The 22259-nt window shown below is 72.2% G+C and carries 19 protein-coding genes; 5 read left to right on the plus strand and 14 right to left on the minus strand.

Translation table 11 applies throughout. The annotated features are described in order from the left end of the window. Positions 1-1734, minus strand: coding sequence for an urease subunit alpha (locus tag ACSHWO_RS10570; RefSeq protein WP_438311387.1), 1734 nt, complete (start codon positions 1732-1734; stop codon positions 1-3). Further along, positions 1731-2447: an urease subunit gamma gene (gene ureA / locus ACSHWO_RS10575; RefSeq protein WP_438311389.1), complete on the minus strand. Its 717-nt coding sequence runs from the start codon at positions 2445-2447 to the stop codon at positions 1731-1733. Before ureA ends, ACSHWO_RS10570 begins: the two co-directional genes overlap by 4 nt. Before the next feature lie 166 nt (positions 2448-2613). Between ureA and ACSHWO_RS10580 the strand changes: the two genes are divergently transcribed. After that, entirely contained in the window at positions 2614-4053 is a 1440-nt protein-coding gene (locus ACSHWO_RS10580) for a cytosine permease (protein ID WP_438311392.1), read from the plus strand. A 69-nt stretch (positions 4054-4122) separates the two neighbouring features. On the opposite strand, the gene ACSHWO_RS10585 is transcribed toward ACSHWO_RS10580, so the two are convergent. The 5 genes from ACSHWO_RS10585 to ACSHWO_RS10605 all read right to left on the minus strand — a co-directional run bounded on the left by ACSHWO_RS10585 (position 4123) and on the right by ACSHWO_RS10605 (position 8555). Then, positions 4123-4554, minus strand: a complete 432-nt coding sequence (locus ACSHWO_RS10585) for a hypothetical protein (RefSeq protein ID WP_385846516.1) — start codon at positions 4552-4554, stop codon at positions 4123-4125. Between the two features lie 248 nt (positions 4555-4802). Then, complete coding sequence (locus tag ACSHWO_RS10590) at positions 4803-5888, minus strand: branched-chain amino acid aminotransferase (RefSeq protein WP_361088625.1); 1086 nt, start codon at positions 5886-5888, stop codon at positions 4803-4805. Positions 5889-6118: 230 nt separating this feature from the next. Next, the gene (locus tag ACSHWO_RS10595; protein ID WP_438311394.1) at positions 6119-7159 is read right to left on the minus strand and encodes a 3-isopropylmalate dehydrogenase; all 1041 of its coding nucleotides are present in this window, start codon (positions 7157-7159) and stop codon (positions 6119-6121) included. A gap of 95 nt (positions 7160-7254) precedes the next feature. After that, a complete protein-coding gene (locus ACSHWO_RS10600; RefSeq protein ID WP_361088629.1) occupies positions 7255-7389 on the minus strand; it encodes a hypothetical protein in 135 nt (44 codons plus the stop codon). Between the two features lie 257 nt (positions 7390-7646). Next, positions 7647-8555, minus strand: coding sequence for a LysR family transcriptional regulator (locus tag ACSHWO_RS10605; RefSeq protein ID WP_438311396.1), 909 nt, complete (start codon positions 8553-8555; stop codon positions 7647-7649). Positions 8556-8656: 101 nt separating this feature from the next. Here ACSHWO_RS10605 and ACSHWO_RS10610 point away from each other — a divergent pair, with 101 nt between their 5' ends. Continuing rightward, positions 8657-9670, plus strand: a complete 1014-nt coding sequence (locus ACSHWO_RS10610; RefSeq protein ID WP_438311399.1) for an NADP-dependent oxidoreductase — start codon at positions 8657-8659, stop codon at positions 9668-9670. Between the two features lie 119 nt (positions 9671-9789). Then, complete coding sequence (locus ACSHWO_RS10615; protein WP_438311401.1) at positions 9790-11826, plus strand: phosphocholine-specific phospholipase C; 2037 nt, start codon at positions 9790-9792, stop codon at positions 11824-11826. Between the two features lie 46 nt (positions 11827-11872). Here ACSHWO_RS10615 and ACSHWO_RS10620 read toward each other — a convergent pair whose 3' ends face one another. Both ACSHWO_RS10620 and ACSHWO_RS10625 read right to left on the minus strand, forming a co-directional pair. Continuing rightward, positions 11873-12421, minus strand: coding sequence for a GNAT family N-acetyltransferase (locus ACSHWO_RS10620; RefSeq protein WP_438311403.1), 549 nt, complete (start codon positions 12419-12421; stop codon positions 11873-11875). Next, positions 12418-13125: a tyrosine-protein phosphatase gene (locus ACSHWO_RS10625; protein ID WP_438311406.1), complete on the minus strand. Its 708-nt coding sequence runs from the start codon at positions 13123-13125 to the stop codon at positions 12418-12420. Before ACSHWO_RS10625 ends, ACSHWO_RS10620 begins: the two co-directional genes overlap by 4 nt. 88 nt (positions 13126-13213) lie before the next feature. Here ACSHWO_RS10625 and ACSHWO_RS10630 point away from each other — a divergent pair, with 88 nt between their 5' ends. After that, complete coding sequence (locus ACSHWO_RS10630) at positions 13214-13915, plus strand: nitroreductase family protein (protein WP_385846485.1); 702 nt, start codon at positions 13214-13216, stop codon at positions 13913-13915. A 115-nt stretch (positions 13916-14030) separates the two neighbouring features. On the opposite strand, the gene pruA is transcribed toward ACSHWO_RS10630, so the two are convergent. Next, positions 14031-15662 (minus strand): L-glutamate gamma-semialdehyde dehydrogenase, encoded by a 1632-nt coding sequence (gene pruA, locus ACSHWO_RS10635; RefSeq protein ID WP_361088643.1) that lies wholly within the window; start codon positions 15660-15662, stop codon positions 14031-14033. A 256-nt stretch (positions 15663-15918) separates the two neighbouring features. Next, positions 15919-16845: a proline dehydrogenase family protein gene (locus ACSHWO_RS10640; protein WP_438311409.1), complete on the minus strand. Its 927-nt coding sequence runs from the start codon at positions 16843-16845 to the stop codon at positions 15919-15921. A 200-nt stretch (positions 16846-17045) separates the two neighbouring features. On the opposite strand from ACSHWO_RS10640, the gene ACSHWO_RS10645 reads away from it, so the two are divergent. Continuing rightward, positions 17046-18419, plus strand: a complete 1374-nt coding sequence (locus ACSHWO_RS10645) for a PucR family transcriptional regulator (protein WP_438311411.1) — start codon at positions 17046-17048, stop codon at positions 18417-18419. Positions 18420-18526: 107 nt separating this feature from the next. Here ACSHWO_RS10645 and ACSHWO_RS10650 read toward each other — a convergent pair whose 3' ends face one another. From ACSHWO_RS10650 to ilvC, 3 genes are all read right to left on the minus strand, one after another. Then, a complete protein-coding gene (locus ACSHWO_RS10650; protein ID WP_438311414.1) occupies positions 18527-19156 on the minus strand; it encodes a TetR/AcrR family transcriptional regulator in 630 nt (209 codons plus the stop codon). A gap of 140 nt (positions 19157-19296) precedes the next feature. Beyond that, a complete protein-coding gene (gene serA / locus ACSHWO_RS10655; RefSeq protein WP_385846478.1) occupies positions 19297-20889 on the minus strand; it encodes a phosphoglycerate dehydrogenase in 1593 nt (530 codons plus the stop codon). Positions 20890-21160: 271 nt separating this feature from the next. Beyond that, positions 21161-22162, minus strand: coding sequence for a ketol-acid reductoisomerase (ilvC, locus tag ACSHWO_RS10660; RefSeq protein WP_361088653.1), 1002 nt, complete (start codon positions 22160-22162; stop codon positions 21161-21163). Between the last annotated feature and the right edge of the window lie 97 nt (positions 22163-22259).

Here is a 22259-nt window from a genome sequence, read left to right on the forward strand (position 1 = left end):
TTACAGGAAGTACAGGCGGTTGAGCGGGACCGATTCGGCCGCTTCGGAACGCAGCGGGTCGCCGTCGAGGGTGACGAGCCCGCTGTGCGCGTCCACGTCGACCGCGCCCGTCCGGGAGTTGAGGAGGAGGTCGGCGGGGCCGATGCCGCGGGTGCCGCGCACGGCGACGCGCCGGCGGCGGGTGGGCATGGCGTCGCCGCCGAGGGCCGCGGCGGCCGCCGAGACGAAGGCGACGGAGATGTCGGCGGCGGTCGCCCCGTACGAGCCGAACTGCGGGCCGAGGACGAGCGGTTCGCAGGTGTCGGTGGCGGCGTTCGGGTCGCCGGTGACCCCGTACGCGGGGAAGCCGGACTTGAGGACCAGTTGCGGCTTGGCGCCGAAGAACGCAGGACGCCACAGCACGATGTCGGCGAGCTTGCCGACCTCGATCGAGCCGATCTCGTGGGCCAGGCCGTGGGCGATGGCCGGGTTGATCGTCAGCTTGGCCATGTAGCGCAGGACCCGCGCGTTGTCGTCGCTCTCGCCGTCGCCTTCGAGCGGGCCGAGTTCGGCCTTCATCTTGGCGGCCATGGCGAAGGTGCGGCGGACGGTCTCGCCGGCGCGGCCCATGCCCTGGGCGTCGGAGGAGGTGATGCCGATGGCGCCCAGGTCGTGCAGGACGTCCTCGGCGCCCATGGTGCCGGCCCGGATCCGGTCCCGGGCCATGGCGGCGTCGCCGGGCAGGTCGGGCTTGAGGTCGTGGACGGAGACGATCATGCCGTAGTGCTCGGCGACCGCGTCCCGGCCGAAGGGCAGGGTGGGGTTGGTGGAGGAGCCGATGACGTTCGGCACACCGGCCATCTTGAGGACGTTCGGGACGTGCCCGCCGCCGCAGCCCTCGATGTGGAAGGCGTGGATGGTGCGCCCCTCCAGCACGCGCAGGGTGTCCTCGACGGAGAGGCACTCGTTGAGGCCGTCCGAGTGCAGGGCGACCTGCACGTCGTGCTCCTCGGCCACCCGCAGCGCCGTGTCCAGGGCCCGGGTGTGGGCGCCCATGTCCTCGTGGACCTTGAAACCGCTGGCGCCGCCCTCGGCGAGGGCCTCGACGAGGGGTGCCGTGTCCGAGGAGGAGCCGCGGGCCAGGAAGCCGATGTTGACGGGCCAGGCGTCGAAGGCGTTGAAGGCGTGCTTCAGCGCCCACGGCGAGTTCACGCCGACGCCCCACACGGGGCCGAACTCCTGGCCGATGACGGTGGTGACGCCGGCGGCGAGCGAGGCCTCCATGATCCGGGGCGAGAGGAGGTGGACGTGGGTGTCCACGGCGCCGGCCGTGGCGATCAGCCCCTCGCCGGAGACGATGCTCGTGCCGGTGCCGACGACGACGTCCACGCCGTCGAGGGTGTCGGGGTTCCCGGCCCGGCCGATCGCGTGGATGCGGCCCCCGCGGATGCCGATCGACACCTTGCGGATGCCGAGGACGGCGTCGATGACCAGCACGTTGCTGATGACGACGTCGCAGGTCTCCCGGACGGCGGCCGCCTTGAGGTGCAGGCCGTCGCGGGCGGTCTTGCCGAAGCCGGCCAGGAACTCGTCGCCCGGCTTCTGCGCGTCGGACTCGACGCGCACGGTGAGCCCGGAGTCGCCGAGCCGGACCCGGTCCCCGGCGCGGGGGCCGAAGACGGCGGCGTACTCGTGCGGGTCGACGTGCCGGCTGCCCGGCGCGCAGTGGTCGCTGTGCCTGGTCTGCCTGCTCACTCCTGCTCTCCTTCGGTGCGGGCGGTGCGCCCTGCGGCGCCGAGGTAGCCGCAGGCGGCGGCGCGGGCCAGCGCCTGCTCCCTGGCGCCGGGGGCGTCCAGCGGGCCGTCGACCAGCCCGGCGAACCCGATCGCGATGCGGTCGCCGCCGATGGGGACGAGGCCGACCTCGCCCTCCCCGTGCGGGTCGAACCGGACGGACGAGCCCGCGGGGACGCACAGGCGCATGCCGTAGGCGGCGGCGCGGTCGAAGTCGAGGCGCGGGTTGGCCTCGAAGAAGTGGAAGTGCGAGGTCACGCTCACCGGTACGGGGGCCGTGTTGCGCACGTGCAGGCGGACCTCGGGCTCCGGCTGCGGGGCGCCGGGGCCCGGCACGACCGCTCCGGGCGCGTCGCCGCCGAGCGGGACCGCGCCCCGGACGGGCGCGGGGACCACCGCGAGCCGGGAGCCGTCGTCGAAGACGGCCTCCACGTGCACCTCGGTGACCACGTCCGCCACGCCGGGCAGGACGTCGTCCGGGCCGAGGACGCTGCGGGCCTCCTCGATGGCCTCCGCCAGCCGCTTGCCGTCGCGCGCGGCCTCGCAGACCGTGTCGGCGATCAGGGCGGTCGCTTCCGGGACGTTGAGCCGCAGGCCGCGGGCCCGCCGGGCCCTGGCCAGTTCCGCGGCGCTGCGCAGCAGCAGCCGGTCGCGCTCCGTAGGGGTCAGCCGCACGACGATCCACCACCTCTCGGGTCAACGGATTAGAGCATCACTCTAACTCTTCACTTCCACTCGCGGAATCATTGACCCGGGAGCAGGGCTTGGTTCACATTGAGTGTCGCTCAAACATTCACGCATCCATTGCTGCGCCGTCCCGCCGCCCTGCAAGGGAGTCCCCATGCCGATCGAACAGCGCGGAGTCGACACCATCCCCGAGGAAGAGCGCACGAGCGGTCCCCGTGACCTGGTCTCGATCCTGCTCGGATCCAACCTCTGCCTCGGCGTGATCGTCTTCGGCTGGCTGCCCCCGTCCTTCGGGCTGGGCCTGTGGCCCTCGGTCACCGCCGTCGTGACCGGCACGCTCGTGGGAATCGCCTTCACCGCCCCGCTGGCCCTGGTCTCCCTGCGGACCGCCACCAACCTGTCCACCTCCAGCGGCGCCCAGTTCGGCGTACGCGGACGGCTCGTCGGCTCGGTCGTCGGCCTGCTCCTCGCCCTCGGCTACACCGCACTGACCCTGTGGATCGGCGGGGACGTGATGGCCGGCACCCTGTCCCGGCTCACCGGGCTCCCGGACACCGGCCTCACCCGGGCCGTGATGTACGGGGTGCTCGCCGCGTTCACCGTGGTCGGGGCCGTCTTCGGCTACCGGCTGCTGCTGCGCATGAGCAAGCTGCTGTCCATCGGCATGGTGGTCCTGCTGGCCGTCGGCGTGTACGCGTACGCCCCCGGGTTCACCACCGCGGCACCCCCGGACACCGCCTACCTGCTCGGCTCCTTCTGGCCGACCTGGCTGCTCGCCGCCGTCGCCGCCGGGCTCAGCGGCCCCGTCGCCTTCATCACCCTGCTCGGCGACTACACCCGCTACATCTCCCCGCGCACCCACAGCCCCCGCAGGGTCCTGCGGGCGACCGGCCTGGGACTGCTGGTCGGCCTGCTCGTACCGCAGCTGTTCGGCACGTACACCGCGCTCGCCGCCCGGGCCGGGGCCGACTACGCGGGACCGCTGGTCGCCGCGGCCCCCCTGTGGTACCTGGTGCCGCTGCTGGCCGCCGCCGCGGCCGGATCGGTCGGCAACGCCGGGCTGATGCTCTACTCCATGGGCCTCGACCTCGACGCGATCGTGCCCCGGGCCACCCGCGCCACGGCCACGCTGGTGGCCGCCGCCGTCGCCACCGCGTTCGTCTTCGTCGGCTCCTTCGAATGGGACGTGCAGTCCGCGATGACCTCGTTCGTGCTGCTGCTCACCGCGATCGGCACCCCCTGGGCCGTGATCACCCTGATCGGCTACGTGCGCTGCCGCGGCGTGTACGACGCGGACGCGCTCCAGGTGTTCAACCGCCGGGCCCGCGGCGGCGTCTACTGGTACAGCGCCGGGTGGAACCTGCGCGCGACGGCGTCCTGGGCGCTGGGCGCGCTGGTGGGCTCGGCCGCCGTGTCCACGCCGCTGTACGAGGGCCCGCTGCTGGCCCTGACCGGCGGCGTGGACTGCAGCTTCGTCCTGTCCGGGCTGGCCGGCGGTCTGGCCTACGCGGCGTTGACGTTCCGGACCACCCCCGCGTCCGGGACCGCGCGGGCGGCCGCACCGGCCCGGGGGATCACGCTCGCCACCGACTGACGGCGCCGCGGGGACTGAGCCCCGGAGCACACCGCGGGCCCCGGGAACAGCTCCCGGGGCCCGCTGCGGTCAGCGGCAGTCGTGCCGGTCGGCCGCCTCGCCGACCGCCATGTCCAACGCCTGGATCTGCGGCTGGAGCTGGGTCAGCGCGTCCTTGCCCGTGGTGTCGCCGGGCAGGTCCTCGTAGCCCTTCTTCAGGTTCTCCGCAGCCGACTGGACGGCCTCCCGCTCGGCCGACTTCATCGCCTGCTTGCTCTCCTTGACGTTCTTCCAGTCCGTCTGGACGGCTTGGTAGGCCTTCTGCATCTGGTCCTTGGTGGCCGTCGCCGGATTCAGCGCCTTCAGCGCGGCGCTGTCCGACTTCAGCTGGACCAGGTTGGTGCACAGCTCGGCGGCGGCCTTCGTGGCCTCTTCCTGCGGGGTCGTGTCGTTGTTCGAGCATGCCGATGCGCCGAGGACGACGGCTGCGCAGAGCAGACCGGAGGCAACGAACCGCTTCATGGGACCCGCCTTTCCGCCGGCCCCGGTGGCCGGCGCACGAGAGATCCACCCCGTTGGGGGCGTGCCCGTGCCGCCCGTGCCGGTGCCCGGCGCCGGATCGGCAGGCACCGTCAACCTCGCACGGCGGCGCGCGCCCCGCACGCCCGCCGGGTCCGTACGGGTGGGGCCGGCGGACGCGGGGCGGCGGACGCGCGAAGGGGCCCCGGCCGGTCGGCCGGGGCCCCTTCGCGGGCGGTCGTGCCAGCGGTCTAGCCGAGCGGGTGCATCCAGCCGTGGGTGTCCTCGGCGCGGCCCGTCTGCAGGTCCAGCAGGGCCTTGCGCAGCTTCATCGTGACCTCGCCGGGCTCGCCGTCGCCCTGGGTCCAGTCGGCGCGCGCGGACTTGACGGATCCGACCGGTGTGATGACGGCGGCGGTGCCGCAGGCGAACACCTCGGTCAGGGTGCCGTTCTCGTTGTCGCGCTTCCAGTCCTCGGTGGAGATGCGCCCCTCCTCGGCCGTGTAGCCGAGGTCGCGGGCGATGGCGAGGAGCGAGTCGCGGGTGATGCCCGGCAGCAGCGAACCGGTCAGCTCGGGGGTGACGATGCGGTCGCCGTACACGAAGTACAGGTTCATGCCGCCCATTTCCTCGACCCAGCGGTGCTCGACGGCGTCCAGCCAGACCACCTGGTCGCAGCCGTGCGAGGCGGCCTGCGCCTGGGCGACGAGGGAGGCGGCGTAGTTGCCGCCGGTCTTGGCGGCGCCGGTGCCGCCCTTGACCGCGCGCACGTACTCCTCGGAGAGCCAGACGGAGACGGGCTTGACGCCGCCGGCGAAGTAGGCGCCGGCGGGCGAGGCGATGACCATGAAGAGGAACTCGTTGGCCGGGCGGACGCCGAGGCCGACCTCGGTGGCGAACATGAACGGCCGCAGGTAGAGGGAGGCCTCACCGGAGGAGGGCACCCAGGCGCTGTCCTGCTTGATGAGCGCGTCGCAGGCCTCGATGAACAGCTCGGTCGGCAGCTCCGGCATCGCCATGCGGCGGGCGGAGGCCTGGAAGCGCTCGGCGTTGGCCTCCGGGCGGAAGGTGGCGACGCTGCCGTCGGGCTGGCGGTAGGCCTTGAGCCCCTCGAAGATCGTCTGCGCGTAGTGCAGGGTCATGTTCGCCGGGTCCATGGACAGCGGGGCGTACGGGACCAGCTCTGCGTCGTGCCACCCACGGCCCTCGGTCCACTTGATCGTCACCATGTGGTCGGTGAAGTGGCGGCCGAAGCCGGGGGCGGCCAGGATCGCTTCGCGCTCCGCGTCGGACAGCGGGTTCGAGGAGGGCTTGAGCTCGATCGTGGGCATCGTCATGAGTGCATGTCCTTCACCGGTTGTGTATGGCGGACCGCGCTCACGGCGTACATGACGTCCGAGCTTCCCCGCATTCCGCGGTCTCGCGTTCGATTATCGCGCGCGAGCCGTCCGCGGTGAAGCGGGGAGTGTGCGGCCCAGGGGAGATGGTGGCACCCGGGGCCGCACAGGAAAAGCCGCCGGGTGCGTCGGTCGCGCGACCCGGCGGCTTCCTGGGTGGAGCTGCCGGGTCAGCCGGCTACTCGTGCGGCGATCGCGTCGCCGATCTGGTCGGTCGTGCGGAAGGTGCCGTCGCGCTCCGCGAGATCGGCGGAGACGGCGTCCTCGATGCGGGCGGCCCGTTCCTCGTGGCCGAGGTGGCGCAGCAGGAGGGCGACGGAGAGGATCGTCGCGGTCGGGTCGGCCTTGCCGGTGCCGGCGATGTCCGGGGCGGAGCCGTGGACGGGCTCGAACATGGACGGGAAGGCGCCGGTCGGGTTGATGTTCCCGGAGGCGGCCAGGCCGATCCCGCCGGTCACGGCGGCGGCCAGGTCGGTGAGGATGTCGCCGAAGAGGTTGTCCGTGACGATGACGTCGAAGCGCTCGGGCTGGGTGACGAAGAAGATCGTCGCGGCGTCGACGTGCAGGTAGTCGGTGGTGACCGCGGGGTACTCCCGGGCGACCTTGTCGAAGGTGTTCTTCCACAGGTGGCCCGCGTACACGAGGACGTTGTTCTTGTGCACCAGCGTCAGTTTCTTGCGCGGGCGGGCGTTGGCCCGCTCGAAGGCGTCGCGGACGACGCGCTCGACACCGTACGCCGTGTTGACGCTGACCTCGGTGGCCACCTCGGCGGGGGTGCCGGTGCGCAGGCTGCCGCCGTTGCCGGTGTACGGGCCCTCGGTGCCCTCGCGGACCACGACGAAGTCGATCTCCGGCCGGCCGGCGAGCGGGGTGGCCGTGTTCGGGAAGAGCTTCGAGGGGCGCAGGTTGATGAAGTGGTCGAAGGCGAACCGGAGTTTGAGCAGCAGGCCGCGCTCCAGCACGCCGGACGGCACCGACGGGTCGCCGATGGCGCCGAGCAGGATCGCGTCGTGCCGCTTGAGCTCCTCCAGCTCCGCGTCCGGGAGGGTCTCACCGGTGCGGTGCCAGCGGCGGGCGCCGAGGTCGTACTCCTTGGTCTCCAGCTTCACATCCTGCGGCAGGACCGCGGTAAGGACCTTGAGGCCCTGAGCCACGACTTCCTGGCCGATGCCATCACCGGGGATCACTGCGAGATTGATGCTGGTCGACATGTCGGAACCGTACTCCCTGTCCCAAGCTTCAGACATATTGCGTCCACCATGTGGACTCCATATGCCCCGCCCGGACGGGTCCGCCCGGGGTCGCCTCAGTGGCCGGCCGAGCCGCCGTTGTCGCGGCGGTCGAGGGCGCGCTGCAGGGCGGCGGCGGCGTTCTTGCGGTCGGCGTCGGCCGTGGTGGAGCGGCGGACGCGGCGGACGGAAGCGGGGGAGGTCTTCGTCATGGTGATCGACTCCTTGGGATCGCGGCATGAGGGGGCCGCACGAGGGATTCCTTCAAGGCGCCGGAAAGGGCGGGAGCGCTGCGCCGCAGGGGTTGCCTGCCGGGGGCGCGCGTCGTCGGCCGCCATTCGCCTGATCAGCGAGACGTTCGGCTCCTACAACGCTAGGGCAGGCCCCGCTGGATGTCTCCGCAATTACTCGGACTTCCTACTATCTGAGACGCGCACCCCCACGAAAGGATCTCTTCGGGCATCCGGTTTCAGACCTTCTCGGAGCGGAGTTCCCTGATCAGAGCCCTTACGGCGACAGTGGCAGCGGATTCCGGGGCAGTGACGTATCCCACGTGCCTCACCGGCCTCGACGGGCCCAGATCGGTGATGCCGACGGAGTCGCCCGCCTCACGCAGCGACAGCTCCGGCATGATCGCCATGCCGAGCCCGCGCCCCACCATGGTGAGCACCATCCCGTCGTCCTCCGCCTTGACCGTGGCGCAGGGGATCCAGTCCTGGGCCCGCCACCACGCACGGGTGTACGAGCCGCAGTTCTCGTCCCAGTCCAGCAGGGGCAGCGACCTCGGGTCCGCGTGGCCCGCCGGATGGACCAGGGCGTACGCCTCCTCCACCAGCACCCCGCCGAGCAGGCCCGGTGGCAGCCCGGAGCCGTCCGCGTTCAGCGTGGCGACGGCCAGGTCGGCGCGGCCGGCCGCCACCTCCCCCGCGGTGCCGGCGCCGAGCTCGCGCACCACCCTCACCTCCGGGCGGACGCCGGGGTACCGGGCCGTGAGCCGGTCCAGGGCGGGCGGCAGCAGGTGCAGGGCCGCACTGCGGAAGGCCGCGATGCGCAGCACCCCCCGCAGGGCGCCGCGGTCGACGCCGCCGCCCGTCCCCGCCGCCGCCCGCACCTCGGAGCCGAGGCTCTCGTACAGCCGGAGGATCCGCCGGGCGAGGGCCACGGCCCGCTCCCCCGCGGCGGTGGGCGAGGCGCCGGCCCGCCCGCGCTCGAAGAGGACCGCGCCGAGCTTCGCCTCGCTGCCGCGCACCGAGTGCGAGACGGCCGACTGGGTGAGGCCGAGGCGCACAGCGGCGGCGGAGAAGCCGCCGGTCTCGGCGACGGCGACCAGGACCCGCAGTTCGCGCGGGGCGAGTTCGGCCGGTCCGGCTGCTGTCATGGGGGCTCCCACCTCGTCGTATGAGCAGGTTTCATGGATCTGCGGCTTACATGATCGCAACCCTCTGCCCGGGCCCGGGATTCCTCCCTACGGTCCTTCCCATGACCGAGAACACCGCTTACGCCGTGCACCAGACCGCCCGCCCCACCGGCTTCCCCACCGCCTCCGACTTCACGCTCGTCCGCACCGCGGTCCCGGAGCCGGCCCCGGGCACCGCCCTCGTGCAGAACCTGCTGCTCTCCGTGGACCCTTACCACCGCGGGCTGATGGACGGCGGCGAGGGCGGCTTCGAGCTCGGCACCCCGCTGGAGGGCCGCGCGGTGGGCCGGGTGCTCGCCTCCCGCGACCCGGGGCTGCACGAGGGCGACCTGGTCTTCCACCGCCAGGGCTGGCGCACCCACGCGCTCGTCACCCTCGGCGTCGAGGGCGCCCGCCTGCTGCGCCGGTACGAGGGGGTCCCGCTGGAGGCGTACCTGAGCATCCTCGGCGGCACCGGCCTCACCGCGTACGCCGCCCTCACCCGGACCGCGGCCCTGCGCGCGGGCGAGGACCTCTTCGTCTCGGCCGCGGCGGGCGGCGTCGGCACCGCGGTCGGACACCTCGCCCGGCTGATGGGCGCCCGCCGGATCATCGGAAGCGCGGGGTCCGCGGCGAAGGTCCGCCACCTCACCGAGGTGCTCGGCTTCGACGCGGCCTTCGACTACCACGACGGGCCGGTCGGCGAGCAGCTGGCGAAGGCTGCGCCCGACGGCATCGACGTCTATGTGGACAACGTGGGTGGGGAGCACCTGGAGGGCGCGATCGGTTCGCTGCGCGAGTTCGGGCGGATCGCCTGGGTCGGCGCCATCTCCATGTACAACGGGGACCGCTCGCCCGCCGCACCGCGCAACCTCTTCGAGGTGGTGCACAAGTCGTTGCGCCTCGAGGGGGTATTGGTCAGCCACCACACCAATCTCCAGGAGGAGCTGGAGGAGTTCGTCGTCCCGCACCTGCGCAGCGGCCGCGTCGGCACGGACACCACCGTCGTCCAGGGCATCGAGCGCACGGTGGGGGCCTTCCTGGGGGTGCTGCACGGGGACAACACGGGCAAGATGCTGGTCCGTCTCGACGGCTGAGACCGCTCGCCCGGATGTTCACCGACTGATGACCGCACGGCTGTGGACCTTTGGCGCGGCCGCCGCCACCCTGTCCGTCGACGTGCCTACGGGGCACGGGAGTTGGAGGCGAGGAGCCAGTGACACCGATCAGCCGCAGAGGGTTCGTGGGTATCGGCGCCGGGCTGGTGGCCGGGGCGGCCCTGCCCGCGGCCGTCCCGGCGACGGCGGCCGCGGCCGCGGCCGCGGCGACCGGCACGATCACCGATGTGAAGCACGTGGTGGTCCTGATGCAGGAGAACCGCAGCTTCGACCACTACTTCGGCAGGCTGAAAGGGGTCCGCGGGTTCGGCGACCGCTCGGCCGGCAACATCCCGGGCGGTTGGGGCACCTTCAACCAGCCCGACTGGGTCGGCCGCCAGTACCCGTGGAAGCTCAGCGCCACACCGCCGGCCGGCGGTGTGGACGGCGAGACCCTAGCCCAGTGCAACGGGGACCTCCCGCACAGTTGGACCTCGCAGCACGCCGCCTGGAACAAGGGCCGGATGGACGGCTGGGTGACCGGGGTCGGCAACGTCCGCACCCTGGGCTACCTGGACCGCGGCGACATCCCCTTCCACCACGCCCTCGCCGACGCCTACACGATCTGCGACGCGTACTTCTGTTCGGCGCTCAGCGCGACCGGCCCGAACCGCACCTTCCTGTGGAGCGGGAAGATCGACGCGTCCAGCAAGGACGGCGGCGAGGAGTCCGGCCTGACCTGGGAGACCTACGCGGAGGCCCTCCAGCGGGCCGGCATGAGCTGGAAGGTCTACCAGAACGCCCGGGACAACTACGGGGACAACGGTCTGGCCTACTTCAAGCGGTTCACCGACGCCCGGCCCGGCGACCCGCTGTGGGACCGCGGCATGGGCTCCGTCCCCAAGGTCACCGGCTCCACCCCGGACGACATCGCCGCCACCCTCCGCGCCGACGTCGTCGCCGGCACCCTGCCGCAGGTCTCCTGGGTCGTTGCCAGCGAGGCCTTCTCCGAGCACCCGTACGCCCCGCCCGGGGACGGCGCGCACTTCCTGGACCTGGTCTACCGGGCGCTGGCGGCGGACCCCGAGGTCTTCGACTCCACCGTGCTGTTCCTCAACTACGACGAGAACGACGGCTTCTTCGACCACGTCGCGCCGCCCGTGGCCCCGCCGGGGACCCCGGGCGAGTACCTCGACGGCGTGCCGATCGGGCTCGGCTTCCGGGTGCCTGTGCTGGTCGTGTCCCCGTGGACCCGCGGCGGCTGGGTGAGCTCGGAGGTCTTCGACCACACCTCCGTCCTGCGCTTCATGGAGACGTGGACGACCGCGCTGGGCACCCCGGCCCTCTGCCCGAACATCAGCGACTGGCGCCGCACGGTGACCGGCGACCTCACCGGCGTCTTCGACTTCGCCCGCCCGGTCCACGGGGTCCCCTCCGGGCTGCCCGCGACCGCGAAGGTGATCGGCCAGCAGACCTGCGGCCCGCTGCCCAACCCGGTCCCGCAGGACAACGCACAGCCCTCGCAGGAGCCGGGGACCCGGCCGGCGCGGGCCCTCCCGTACCAGGTGAACGGCAACCTGGACCGGTTCGAGTCCGGCCCGGCCGGCCAGATCCGCGCCTGGTTCTCGATGGCCAACCAGGGCGCGCAGGCCAAGCGGGCCGCGCACTTCTCGATCCACCCGCACCAGCACCGGGACACGACGCCCTGGCAGTACACGGTCGACCCGGGCACCACCGCCACCGACTACTTCAACATCGGCCTCGGCAACGGCCTCGGCGCGTACGACATCTCCATGTACGGGCCCAACCGCTTCCTGCGCCGCTTCATCGGCGACGCGTCGAAGGCGGGCCGGGCGATCGAGGTCGCGGCCCGCTTCGCGGTCGAGAAGGGCACCGGCAAGACGGCCGTCTGGTTCAAGATGACCAACACCTCCGCAGCGCCCGTCACCTTCACCATCCGGGCCAACGCCTACCGTACGGACGGCCCGTGGACGTACACCGTCCCGGCGAACTCCTCCCGCGAGGACTTCTTCAACGCGGTGGCGTACTCGGGCGGCTGGTACGACTTCACCTTCCTCGCGGACAACGACGGCACCTGGTCGCGCCGCTACACCGGCCACATCGAGACCGGCGCCCCCAGCGTCTCGGGCAGCTAGGTCCGGACCGGGCGTTCGGACGGGGCGGGGCGGGCCGGCCCGGCGGTCAGAGCACGTCCCCGTCCCGCCAGTCGAACCACAGTCCCTCGGCGGGGTCCGGCAGGGCTCCGCCCCGGGGCGTCCACACGTACGTCGAGCCCTCCTCCTCGGCGAGGCGGACCGGCCCGTCGGGCGAGAGCGCCCCGATCCGCCCGGCCCACACCGTCCAGCGGCGGCCCGCGTACAGCGCGGCCCCCTCGTCGGAGGCGGAGAGGGCACCGAGCACGTACGCCCGGGCGATCACCTGCTCCAGCTCCGCCATGACGGCGCCGCCCAGGCCCCGCCGCCGCGCCCCGGGGCGTACGGCCACGGCCTCGACGTATCCGCAGCGCAGCGCCCGCCCTGCGTGCAGCACCCGCCGCTGGACGACGCTGCCGTGCGCGATGGGCTCCCCGCCCGGGCCGTACGCCAGGGCGTGCATGCCGCCGAGCGCGTGCTCGAAGTCGTCTGCGCCGAAGTCCCCGTCGAAGGCTTCGCGGAGCAGGTCCCTGATCCCGTCGAGCTCGGCCTCCACCAACTGCGAGGTGTGCGCGAGCCGTACCGGCGTATCGCTCATCCCCCCAGTCTCCGGCACAACCGCTGCAACGAGGGCGTGCTCAGGCCACCCGCGCGCAGGTACGGCTCGGGGTCCAGCCACCGCGCGGCGTCGAGGGCGAGCCGGTGCACGGTCGTCCCGAGTCCGGCGACGTACTCCTCGACCTCGGTGCTGTCGTACGCGCGCCCCCGCGCGGCGTACAGCGCGCGCACCCGGGGCTCGCTCAGTCCGTGGTCGTCGGCGATCTCCTCGGGGCCCGCGCCCATCAGGCGCAGCAGCACGAGGGCGATGATGCCGGTACGGTCGCGGCCCAGGCCGCAGTGGAAGACCACACCGCCGGGCGGGGCGTCGGCGACGGCCTCAGCGACGGCGGCGACGCGCTCGGGGAAGCGGGACAGGAAAGGCCGGAAACAGGCGGGGGTGCCGAAACCCGGACGCCCCCACCACCGGTCCCAGAACTCCCGGTCCTCGATCCCGTCGAGCGGGATGCGGACGGTCCGCAGCCCGGCCGGGCGCGGTGCGCGGTCCGCCTCCGGCTCGCCGTCGTTGCGCAGGTCGACGACGGTGCGCACCCCGTGGTCGGCCAGTGCGGTCCAGCCGCGGGCGGTGAGCCGGTCCAGGGCGTCGGCGCGGACCGCCCGGCCCGGCGCCACCTCCCCCAGCCCTCCCAGCTCGCGGACGTTGAAACAGCCTTCCCAGTCCAGGAAACGGCCGGTGCTCGTCACCGCCAATACCCCCCTGTCGGCACACAACGGACAATCGACCGGGACGCGGTCCTGGCCCGTGCGGTTCCCCGCTCGGCACACTCGCCCCATGTCACCTACCGCCCAGCAGTGGACCCCGACCCACGGCGAGCCGTACCGGCCCGTCGCGTACCGGCCCGAGCGGATGCCGAGCAGCGAATCGCTGGCGCGCGCCGCCGAGTTGCGCACCCGGATGGACGAGCGGCGCACCGTACGCCGGTTCTCCTCCGACCCGGTGCCCGAGCAGGTCGTCCGCGACGCCATCGCCTGCGCCGCGACGGCGCCGTCCGGGGCGCACCAGCAGCCGTGGACCTTCGTCCTGGTCAAGGATCCGGCGGTGCGCCGGCAGATCCGGGCCGCGGCCGAGCAGGAGGAGGAGATCTCCTACGACGGTCGCCTCGGCGACGAGTGGCTGGCGGCCCTGCGCCCCCTCGGGACGGACGCGGTCAAGACCCACCTCACCGATGCCCCCGCCCTGGTCGTCGTCTTCCAGCAGCGCTACTGGCTCGGCCCCGACGGTGCGAGGCGCAAGCACTACTACGTGGACGAGTCGGTCGGCATCGCGGTGGGCATGCTCCTGACCGCACTACACCTGTCGGGGCTGGCCGCACTGATCCACACGCCGAGTCCGATGCGCTTCCTGTCCCACGTGCTGGGCCGCCCGGAGAACGAGAAGGCGTTCGCCGTGATCCCGGTCGGCTACCCCGCCGACGACTGCGAGGTCCCCGACCTGGTCCGCAAGTCCCTGCCCCAGGTCCTGGTCGAGGTCTGAACCCGCCACGGCCCGGCGGGCGGGCCCGGACATGGATACCGCCCCCGCTCCGGGCTTGGGGGTACCGGAGCGGGGGCGGGGGTTCAGCGGGGGCGGTCGGCCCTGCCGAGGACGGTCAGCCCATGTGGGGGTAGCCGTACTCGGTCGGCGGGACCAGGGTCTCCTTGATGGAGCGGGTCGAGACCCAGCGCTGGAGGTTGCTCGCGGCGCCCGCCTTGTCGTTGGTGCCGGAGGCGCGGCCGCCGCCGAAGGGCTGCTGGCCGACGACGGCGCCGGTGGACTTGTCGTTGATGTAGAAGTTGCCCGCGGCGAAGCGGAGCTTCTCCATGGCGTCGGCGGCGGCGTAGCGGTCGCCGGCGATGATCGAGCCGGTCAGCGCGTAGGCGGACACCGACTCCATCTGGGCGAGCATCTCGTCGAACTTGTCGTCCTCGTAGACGTGCACGGCGAGGATCGGGCCGAAGTACTCGGTCGTGAAGACCTCGTTCTCCGGGTCGGTGCACTCGATGACGGTCGGGCGGACGAAGTAGCCCTCGGAGTCGTCGTACGTGCCGCCCGCGACGATCGTGCAGGTCGGGTCGGCCTTGGCCCGGTCGATCGCGGCCTTGTTCTTCGCGAAGGAGCGCTCGTCGATGACGGCGCCGATGAAGTTGGTCAGGTCGCGGACGTCACCCATGGCGATGCCGTCGACCTCGGCCGCGAAGGCCTCCTTGAAGCCGTCGTTCCAGATGGAGGCCGGGACGTAGGCGCGGGAGGACGCCGAGCACTTCTGGCCCTGGAACTCGAAGGAGCCGCGGGTCAGGGCGGTCTTCAGGACGGCGCGGTCCGCGGAGGGGTGCGCGACGACGAAGTCCTTGCCGCCGGTCTCGCCGACCAGGCGCGGGTAGGACTTGTACTTCTCGATGTTGTTGCCGACCGTCTTCCACAGGTACTGGAAGGTCTTGGTCGATCCGGTGAAGTGGATGCCGGCGAGGTCGGGGTGGTTCAGGGCCACCTCGGAGACGGCGATGCCGTCGCCCGTCACCAGGTTGATGACGCCCTTCGGCAGGCCGGCCTCCTCCAGGAGCTCCATGAGGAGGACCGCGGAGTGGGTCTGCGTCGGGGACGGCTTCCAGACGACCACGTTGCCCATGAGGGCGGGGGCGGTCGGCAGGTTGCCGGCGATGGCGGTGAAGTTGAACGGGGTGATCGCGTACACGAAGCCCTCGAGCGGGCGGTGGTCGCTGCGGTTCCACACGCCGGCGGAGTTCGCGACGGGCTGCTCGGCCAGGATCTGGCGGGCGAAGTGGACGTTGAAGCGCCAGAAGTCGACGAGCTCGCAGGGGGTGTCGATCTCGGCCTGCTGGGCGGTCTTCGACTGGCCCAGCATGGTGGACGCGGCCATCTTCTCGCGCCAGGGGCCGGCCAGCAGCTCGGCGGCGCGCAGGATGATCGCGGCACGGTCGTCGAAGGACATCGCGCGCCAGGCCGGGGCGGCGGCCAGGGCGGCGTCGACGGCCTCCTGGGCGTCGGCCTGCGTGGCGTTGGCGAAGGTGCCGATCACCGACTTGTGGTCGTGCGGCTGGACCACGTCGAAGCGCTCGCCGCCGCCCATCCGCTTGACGCCGTTGATCGTCATCGGCAGGTCGATCGGGTTCTCGGACAGCTGCTTGAGCTGGGTCTCGAGACGTGCGCGCTCGGCGCTGCCGGGGGCGTACGAGTGAACCGGCTCGTTGACCGGCGCGGGGACCTGGGTCACAGCATCCATGGCGGCACCTCTTCCGGGTGAATTCCTGACTTCAGCCGACGCAGACTGAAGCGATTGCATAGCTTGAGAAGCGGTCAGGGCTTGACCGTCATGAGTCCGCGGCTGCGGATGAGCGAGAAGCCCTTCGTGGCGGAGTCACGGGTCTGGCAACTCCTTCGTCCAGACGTGGGCCGGCTCAGCCGGCCGGTGAGCGGGCGACGGTCGTCGTCTCTCAGGGTGCACCCGGGTGAGGCCGACCGTCGCCCGCCACCCCCCATCAGTTCTTGGTGATCATCGAGCGGAGGAAGAAGAGCAGGTTGGCGGGCTTCTCCGCCAGGCGGCGCATGAAGTAGCCGTACCAGTCCGTCCCGTACGCGGTGTAGACGCGCATGCGGTGGCCCTCGGCGGCGAGCCGCAGGTGCTCCTCGCTGCGGATGCCGTACAGCATCTGGAACTCGTACTCGTCCAGCTTGCGCCCGGCCGCCCGGGCGAGTTCCTGCGCGATGGCGATCAGGCGCGGGTCGTGCGACCCGATCATCGGGTAGCCCTCGCCCTCCATGAGGGTCCTCAGGATGCGGACGTACGCCTTGTCGATCTCGGCCTTGTCCTGGTACGCGACCTCGGCGGGCTCCTTGTAGGCGCCCTTGACGATCCGGACCCGGCTGCCGTTGGCGGCGAGGCGCCGGGCGTCGGCCTCGGTGCGGAAGAGGTACGCCTGGATGACGCAGCCGGTCTGCGGGAAGTCTTTCCGCAGCTCCTCGTGCATGGCGAACATCGAGTCGAGGGTGGTGTGGTCCTCGGCGTCGAGGGTGACGGTGGTGCCGATCGCGGCGGCGGCCTCGACGACCGGACGGACGTTGGCGAGGGCGAGCTCGTGGCCGCCCTCCAGCGCCTGGCCGAACATGGAGAGCTTGACCGACATCTCGGCCCGCTCGCCCAGCTCCAGCTCCTTCAGCCGGCCGATGAGCTCCAGGTAGGCGTCACGGGCGGCGTAGGACTGCTCCACCGTGGTGATGTCCTCGCCGACGACGTCGAGGGTGACCTCGAGCCCCTTCCGCGCGAGGTCCTCGACGATCGGGATGACCTGGTCGACCGTCTCGCCGGGGATGAACCGGGTCACCACGGGCTTGGTCACCGGGGCGGCAGAGACGATTCGGCGCATCTTGTCGCTGCGCGAAGCGGCGAGGATCGCGGGACCCAGCACGGGGCACCTCCAACAGGTGGCAGAAGCAGACGTCCGCCACCCGGGGGATGGGCGCGGAGGCCGTCAGGAAAACGCAAGTGAAACCACCGTGAAACCTAAGGATGGACCCGATCCTCGGCCATCGACAGCTGTCACGCATCCGTGGCCGCGATCTCATACATGTGTCTGAAGACCCTGGTCTGTGGTGGGAGAATGTCCGAGTGAAAGGCGATTACCAGGACCTGGTGGACGAGATTTCCGAGCTGCTCGGCGCCCCGGCGACGCTGGAGAACCGGGACTTCCGTCTGATCGCCTTCGGTGCGCACGACAGCGAGGACGACCTCGCCATGGACCCGGTGCGCACCCGCTCGATCCTGACCCGCCAGTCGACGGCGGCCGTGCGGTCCTGGTTCGAGGGCTTCGGCATCGCCCGGGCCACGGGCCCGGTGCGGATCCCGGCGGCGCCGGACGCGGGCGTGTTCCGGGGCCGGATCTGCCTGCCGGTCCGGTACCGCGGGGTCGTCCAGGGCTATGTGTGGCTGCTGGACCAGGAGCCCGGCCCGGGACCGGACGCGCTGGCCGCCGCCATGGATGTGGCCGACCGGATCGGGATCCTGCTCGCGCGGGAGGCGAAGGCCGGGGCGGACCTGTCCCGGGAGTTCCTGACGGTCCTGACGGCCGGGCGGGGCTGGCCGCAGGACATGGCGGTGGCCGCGCTGCGGACGGCGCTCGGCCCCGCCGCGCAGGGGCCGCACGCGGTGGTGTGTGTGGCCCCTTGGTCCGGCGAGGCCCCGACCTCGGTGCCGGGCGCGGCCGCGGTGTGCGTGGTTCCGGGGCGGGGTCCGGGCGGCGGGGCACCCTCGGCGGGGGCCGCCGACCAGGCGCTGGCGGTACTGGTCCGGCTGCGCTCGGCGGACGTCCTCGCCCCGGCCGAGGCGGTGGCGGCCCGGCTGCTCCCGCCCGGGACCGGCCCGGGGGGCGGCGGGGGCGCCCGTACTGCCGCGGCTCCGGCCGGGGCGAGGACGGCGGCTGCGGCGCACGCGACCGTCTCCGCCGCGGCGCGCACGCCCGCCCCGGAGCGGGGGGCGCAGGGTGCGCGTGCCGCGGGGGGCGCGGGCGGCGCGGGCGCGTGCCCGGCCGCCGTGTCCGGACCGGCGGCCGGGATCGCCGAGCCGGTGGCGGGGCTGGCCCGGCTGGCCGAGGGCTGGGAGCAGGCCGCGGCGGCGGCCCGGGCGGCTGCGGCCCAGCCGCGGTTCGGGCCGGTGGCCCGGTGGTCGCAGATCGGCCCGTACCGGATGCTGTCCGCGCTGGCGGCCGCGGAGCCGGTGGAGGACCCGGCGGTCCACGCCCTGCTCTCCCCTGCCCACGCGGAGTTGGCCCGCACCGCCGAGGTGTTCCTGGACTGCGCCGGGCAGGCGGGCCGGGCGGCGGCCGCGCTGGGCGTCCACCGCCAGACCCTCTACTACCGGCTGTCCCGTGTGGAGCAGCTGACCGGGCTCGACCTGGACGAGGGCGAGGACCGGCTGCTGCTCCACATGGCCCTCAAGACGGCCCGCCTGCACGGCGACCGGGCCGCGCGGCCGCCCCGGCGGTGAACCGGCGCTGACGGCCCCGGGCGGGCCCGGGCGGGCCCGGGCGGGCCCGGCGCCAGCGTCGCGGCGGGAGCTGCGGACCCGGGCGCGCCGGTCCGGCCGACGGCCCGTCAGCCCTCGCCGTCCGCCCCGCCCTTGACGCCGGTCCCCCGCCTGCCGCTCCCGGCCTTGGCGCCCAGCAGGCCTTCCGCCACCCGCCGCATCGCCTCGGTCAGCTCCTGCGCGGTGGGCGCGCCCTCGGGGTCGTACAGCCACTGCGTCATGACCCCGGTGAGCAGGGCCTGGTACAGCCCGCCGAGGGTGCGCACGTCGCGCTCGTCGAGCTCGCCCTCCGGGATCCCGGTGAACATCGAGGCCAGCCCCCTGCGGCCTTCGGGCTCCGAGGCCAGGAGCGTCTCGCGCAGCTCCGGCAGCGCGTCGCGGCTGAGCGCGATCTCCATGCTGGCCGCCCACATCGGGGCCGCCTGCTCGCGCCGGCCGAGGATGCCCTCCCAGACCGAGCGGAAGCGCTCCAGCGATCCGCCCTCGCCCGTGACGTCCGGCCGGAAGGCGTCGCCCCATTCTTGGGCGAGCTCGACGAACGCCTGCGTCAGGAGGGCGTCCTTGGAGCCGTAGTGGTAGCCGATCGACGCGAGGTTCGCGCCCGAGGCGTTGACGATGTCCCGCGCGGTCGTCCGCACGAAACCCTTCTCGGCCAGGCACTTCTTGGCGCCCTCAAGGAGGTCTTCACGGTGTCCCATGGGCTCACGGTAGCAAGACGAGCGTCCCAGACAATCGATCCATACGAGCGTCCTATACAGGACGTCCGCGCCGGTCGGGGGAACGCGGACGTGCAGAAGGGCCCGGGGACGGCCCCGGGCCCTTCCCTACGGCTTCCCGATCAGCCGACCAGGTTCACCGAGCGGGCAGACGTGGCGCCGATCTCCTCCGCGATGTCCGTGAGCATGTCCTGCGGGACGGTGTCGTCGACGGTGAGGACGGCGAGCGCCTCGCCGTGCTCCTCCGCGCGGGCCACCTGCATGCCGGCGATGTTCAGCCCGCCCTCGCCCAGGATCCGGCCGACGGTGCCGACGACGCCGGGGCGGTCGGTGTAGCGCAGGACGACCATGTGGTCGGCGAACGCGAGGTCCACGTCGTACTCGCCGACGCCGACGATCTTCTGGAGGTGCTTGGGTCCGGCCAGGGTGCCGGAGACCGAGACTTCCTGACCGTCCGACAGAGTGCCGCGCACGGTCACCACGTTGCGGTGGTCCGGGGACTCGGAGCTGGTGGTCAGGCGCACCTCGACGCCGCGCTCCTGCGCGAACAGCGGGGCGTTGACGTAGGAGACGGTCTCGTCCACGACGTCCTCGAACACACCCTTGAGGGCGGACAGTTCCAGCACCTTGACGTCGTGCTGGGTGATCTCGCCGCGGACCTCGACGTCGAGGCGGACCGCCACCTCGCCCGCGAGGGCCGTGAAGATGCGGCCGAGCTTCTCGGCGAGCGGCAGGCCCGGGCGGACGTCCTCGGCGATGACACCGCCCTGGACGTTGACCGCGTCCGGTACGAGCTCGCCGGCGAGCGCGAGGCGCACCGACTTGGCGACCGCGATACCGGCCTTCTCCTGGGCCTCGTCCGTGGACGCGCCGAGGTGCGGGGTGCAGACGACCTGGTCGAGCTCGAAGAGCGGGGAGTCCGTGCAGGGCTCCTTCGCGTACACGTCGAGACCGGCACCGGCGACGCGGCCCTCCTTCAGTGCCGCGTACAGGGCTGCCTCGTCCACGATCCCGCCGCGCGCGGCGTTGACGATGCGGACGGACGGCTTCACCTTGTGCAGGGCCTCGTCCCCGATGAGACCGATCGTCTCGGGGGTCTTCGGCAGGTGCACCGTGATGAAGTCGGCGACCTCCAGCAGCTCGTCCAGCGTCAGCATCTTGACGCCCATCTGGGCGGCGCGCGCGGGCTGCACGTACGGGTCGAACGCGACGACCTTCATACCGAAGGCGGACATCCGCTGGGCGACCAGGACGCCGATGCGGCCGAGGCCGACGACGCCGAGGGTCTTCTCGCTGAGCTCGACACCGGTGTACTTGCTGCGCTTCCACTCGCCGTTCTTCAGGGCCGTGTTGGCCTGCGGGATGTGGCGGGCGCTGGCGATGAGCAGGCCGCAGGCGAGCTCGGCGGCGGTGACGATGTTGGAGGTCGGGGCGTTCACGACCATCACGCCGGCCTTGGTGGCGGCGGCGACGTCGACGTTGTCGAGGCCGACACCGGCGCGGGCGACGACCTTCAGCTTCGAGGCGGCGGCGATGGCCTCCGCGTCGACCTTCGTCGCCGAGCGCACGAGGATGGCGTCGACGTCGACGATCGCGGGGAGCAGCTCGGCGCGGTCGGCGCCGTTGCAGTGTCGGATCTCGAAGTCCGGGCCGAGCGCCTCGACGGTGGCGGGCGACAGCTCTTCGGCGATGAGTACGACAGGTTTCGAGCTCACGTGGGTCCTCACAAGTCCAGTGCGGACGGCCGTCCCGACGGCCGCAGGCGGTGGAGGGGGTAGCCGCGTGGAAGACGCACGACACTGTGGGCCTGACGCGTTGTGTTGAGCAGTGTAGTGGCGGACGCGGACCGGATTTCCGCCTGTGCGGAAGGATCACCCGTCCGGGGTTGGCCGGGGTGGACAAGGCGTACTACAGGATCTCTCCATTGCAGCCTACCGGGGATGCGGCGCGGGGCCGGGACGACGGGCGTCCCGGCCCCGCGGGCGATCAGTTGTCCTCGCTGTCGACCCAGCTCATCAGCTTGCGCAGCTTCTTGCCGGTGGTCTCCAGCAGGTGCTCCTCGTCGGCCTTCTTGTACTCGTTGTACTTGGGCAGACCGGCCTTGTACTCGGCCATCCAGGTGTTCGCGAACTCGCCGCTGCGGATCTCGTCGAGGACCTTCTTCATCTCGGCCTTGGTGGCGTCGGTGATGATGCGGGGGCCGGTGACGTAGTCACCCCACTCGGCGGTCTCGGAGACCGACCAGCGCATCTTCTCCAGGCCGCCCTCGTACATGAGGTCGACGATGAGCTTCAGCTCGTGCAGGCACTCGAAGTACGCGATCTCCGGCTGGTAGCCGGCCTCGGTCAGGGTCTCGAAACCGGCCTTGACCAGCGCGGAGGCGCCACCGCAGAGGACGGCCTGCTCACCGAACAGGTCGGTCTCGGTCTCCTCGGTGAAGGTGGTCTTGATGACGCCGGCGCGGGTGCCGCCGATGCCGGCCGCGTAGGAGAGCGCGAGGGCGAAGGCCTGGCCCGACGCGTCCTGCTCCACGGCGGCGATGCACGGAACGCCGCGGCCCTCCTCGTACTGGCGGCGGACCAGGTGGCCCGGGCCCTTCGGGGCGACGAGGGCGACGTCCACGTTGGCCGGGGGCTTGATGAAGCCGTAGCGGACGTTGAAGCCGTGGCCGAAGAAGAGCGCGTCGCCCTCCTTCAGGTGGTCCTTGATGGACTCCTCGTAGATCTCGGCCTGGAGCGGGTCCGGCGTCAGGATCATGATGAGGTTCGCCCACTCGGCGGCCTCCGCCACGGGCAGGACCTTCAGGCCCTGCTCCTCGGCCTTGGCCTTGGACTTCGAGCCCTCCTTCAGGCCGACGACGACGTCGACGCCGGAGTCGCGCAGCGACAGCGCGTGGGCGTGGCCCTGGCTGCCGTAGCCGATGACCGCGACCTTGCGGCCCTGAATGATGGACAGGTCGGCGTCGTTCTCGTAGAACAGCTCGGCCACTGGGATATCTCCTTGGTGCGCTGGTGTTGCTCCCACCGTACGGCGGGGAACGTGGACGAAGTTTCCTGGTCTCGCCATGCGAGAGGCAAAGAGGCGC

This window comes from Streptomyces pallidus (ex Mingjun et al. 2026) (genome assembly GCF_051550185.1).
Lineage (GTDB): Bacteria > Actinomycetota > Actinomycetes > Streptomycetales > Streptomycetaceae > Streptomyces.

Excerpts from the sequence above, each read along its gene's own strand:
- ACSHWO_RS10585 (WP_385846516.1), bottom strand. The coding sequence starts at position 4,554 with ATGAAGCGGTTCGTTGCCTCCGGTCTGCTCTGCGCAGCCGTCGTCCTC.
- ACSHWO_RS10620 (WP_438311403.1), bottom strand. The coding sequence starts at position 12,421 with ATGAGCGATACGCCGGTACGGCTCGCGCACACCTCGCAGTTGGTGGAG.
- ACSHWO_RS10650 (WP_438311414.1), bottom strand. The coding sequence starts at position 19,156 with ATGGGACACCGTGAAGACCTCCTTGAGGGCGCCAAGAAGTGCCTGGCC.
- ACSHWO_RS10600 (WP_361088629.1), bottom strand. The coding sequence starts at position 7,389 with ATGACGAAGACCTCCCCCGCTTCCGTCCGCCGCGTCCGCCGCTCCACC.
- ACSHWO_RS10590 (WP_361088625.1), bottom strand. The coding sequence starts at position 5,888 with ATGACGATGCCCACGATCGAGCTCAAGCCCTCCTCGAACCCGCTGTCC.
- ACSHWO_RS10595 (WP_438311394.1), bottom strand. The coding sequence starts at position 7,159 with ATGTCGACCAGCATCAATCTCGCAGTGATCCCCGGTGATGGCATCGGC.
- ACSHWO_RS10580 (WP_438311392.1), top strand. The coding sequence starts at position 2,614 with ATGCCGATCGAACAGCGCGGAGTCGACACCATCCCCGAGGAAGAGCGC.
- ACSHWO_RS10605 (WP_438311396.1), bottom strand. The coding sequence starts at position 8,555 with ATGACAGCAGCCGGACCGGCCGAACTCGCCCCGCGCGAACTGCGGGTC.
- ACSHWO_RS10630 (WP_385846485.1), top strand. The coding sequence starts at position 13,214 with ATGTCACCTACCGCCCAGCAGTGGACCCCGACCCACGGCGAGCCGTAC.
- ACSHWO_RS10610 (WP_438311399.1), top strand. The coding sequence starts at position 8,657 with ATGACCGAGAACACCGCTTACGCCGTGCACCAGACCGCCCGCCCCACC.
- pruA (WP_361088643.1), bottom strand. The coding sequence starts at position 15,662 with ATGGATGCTGTGACCCAGGTCCCCGCGCCGGTCAACGAGCCGGTTCAC.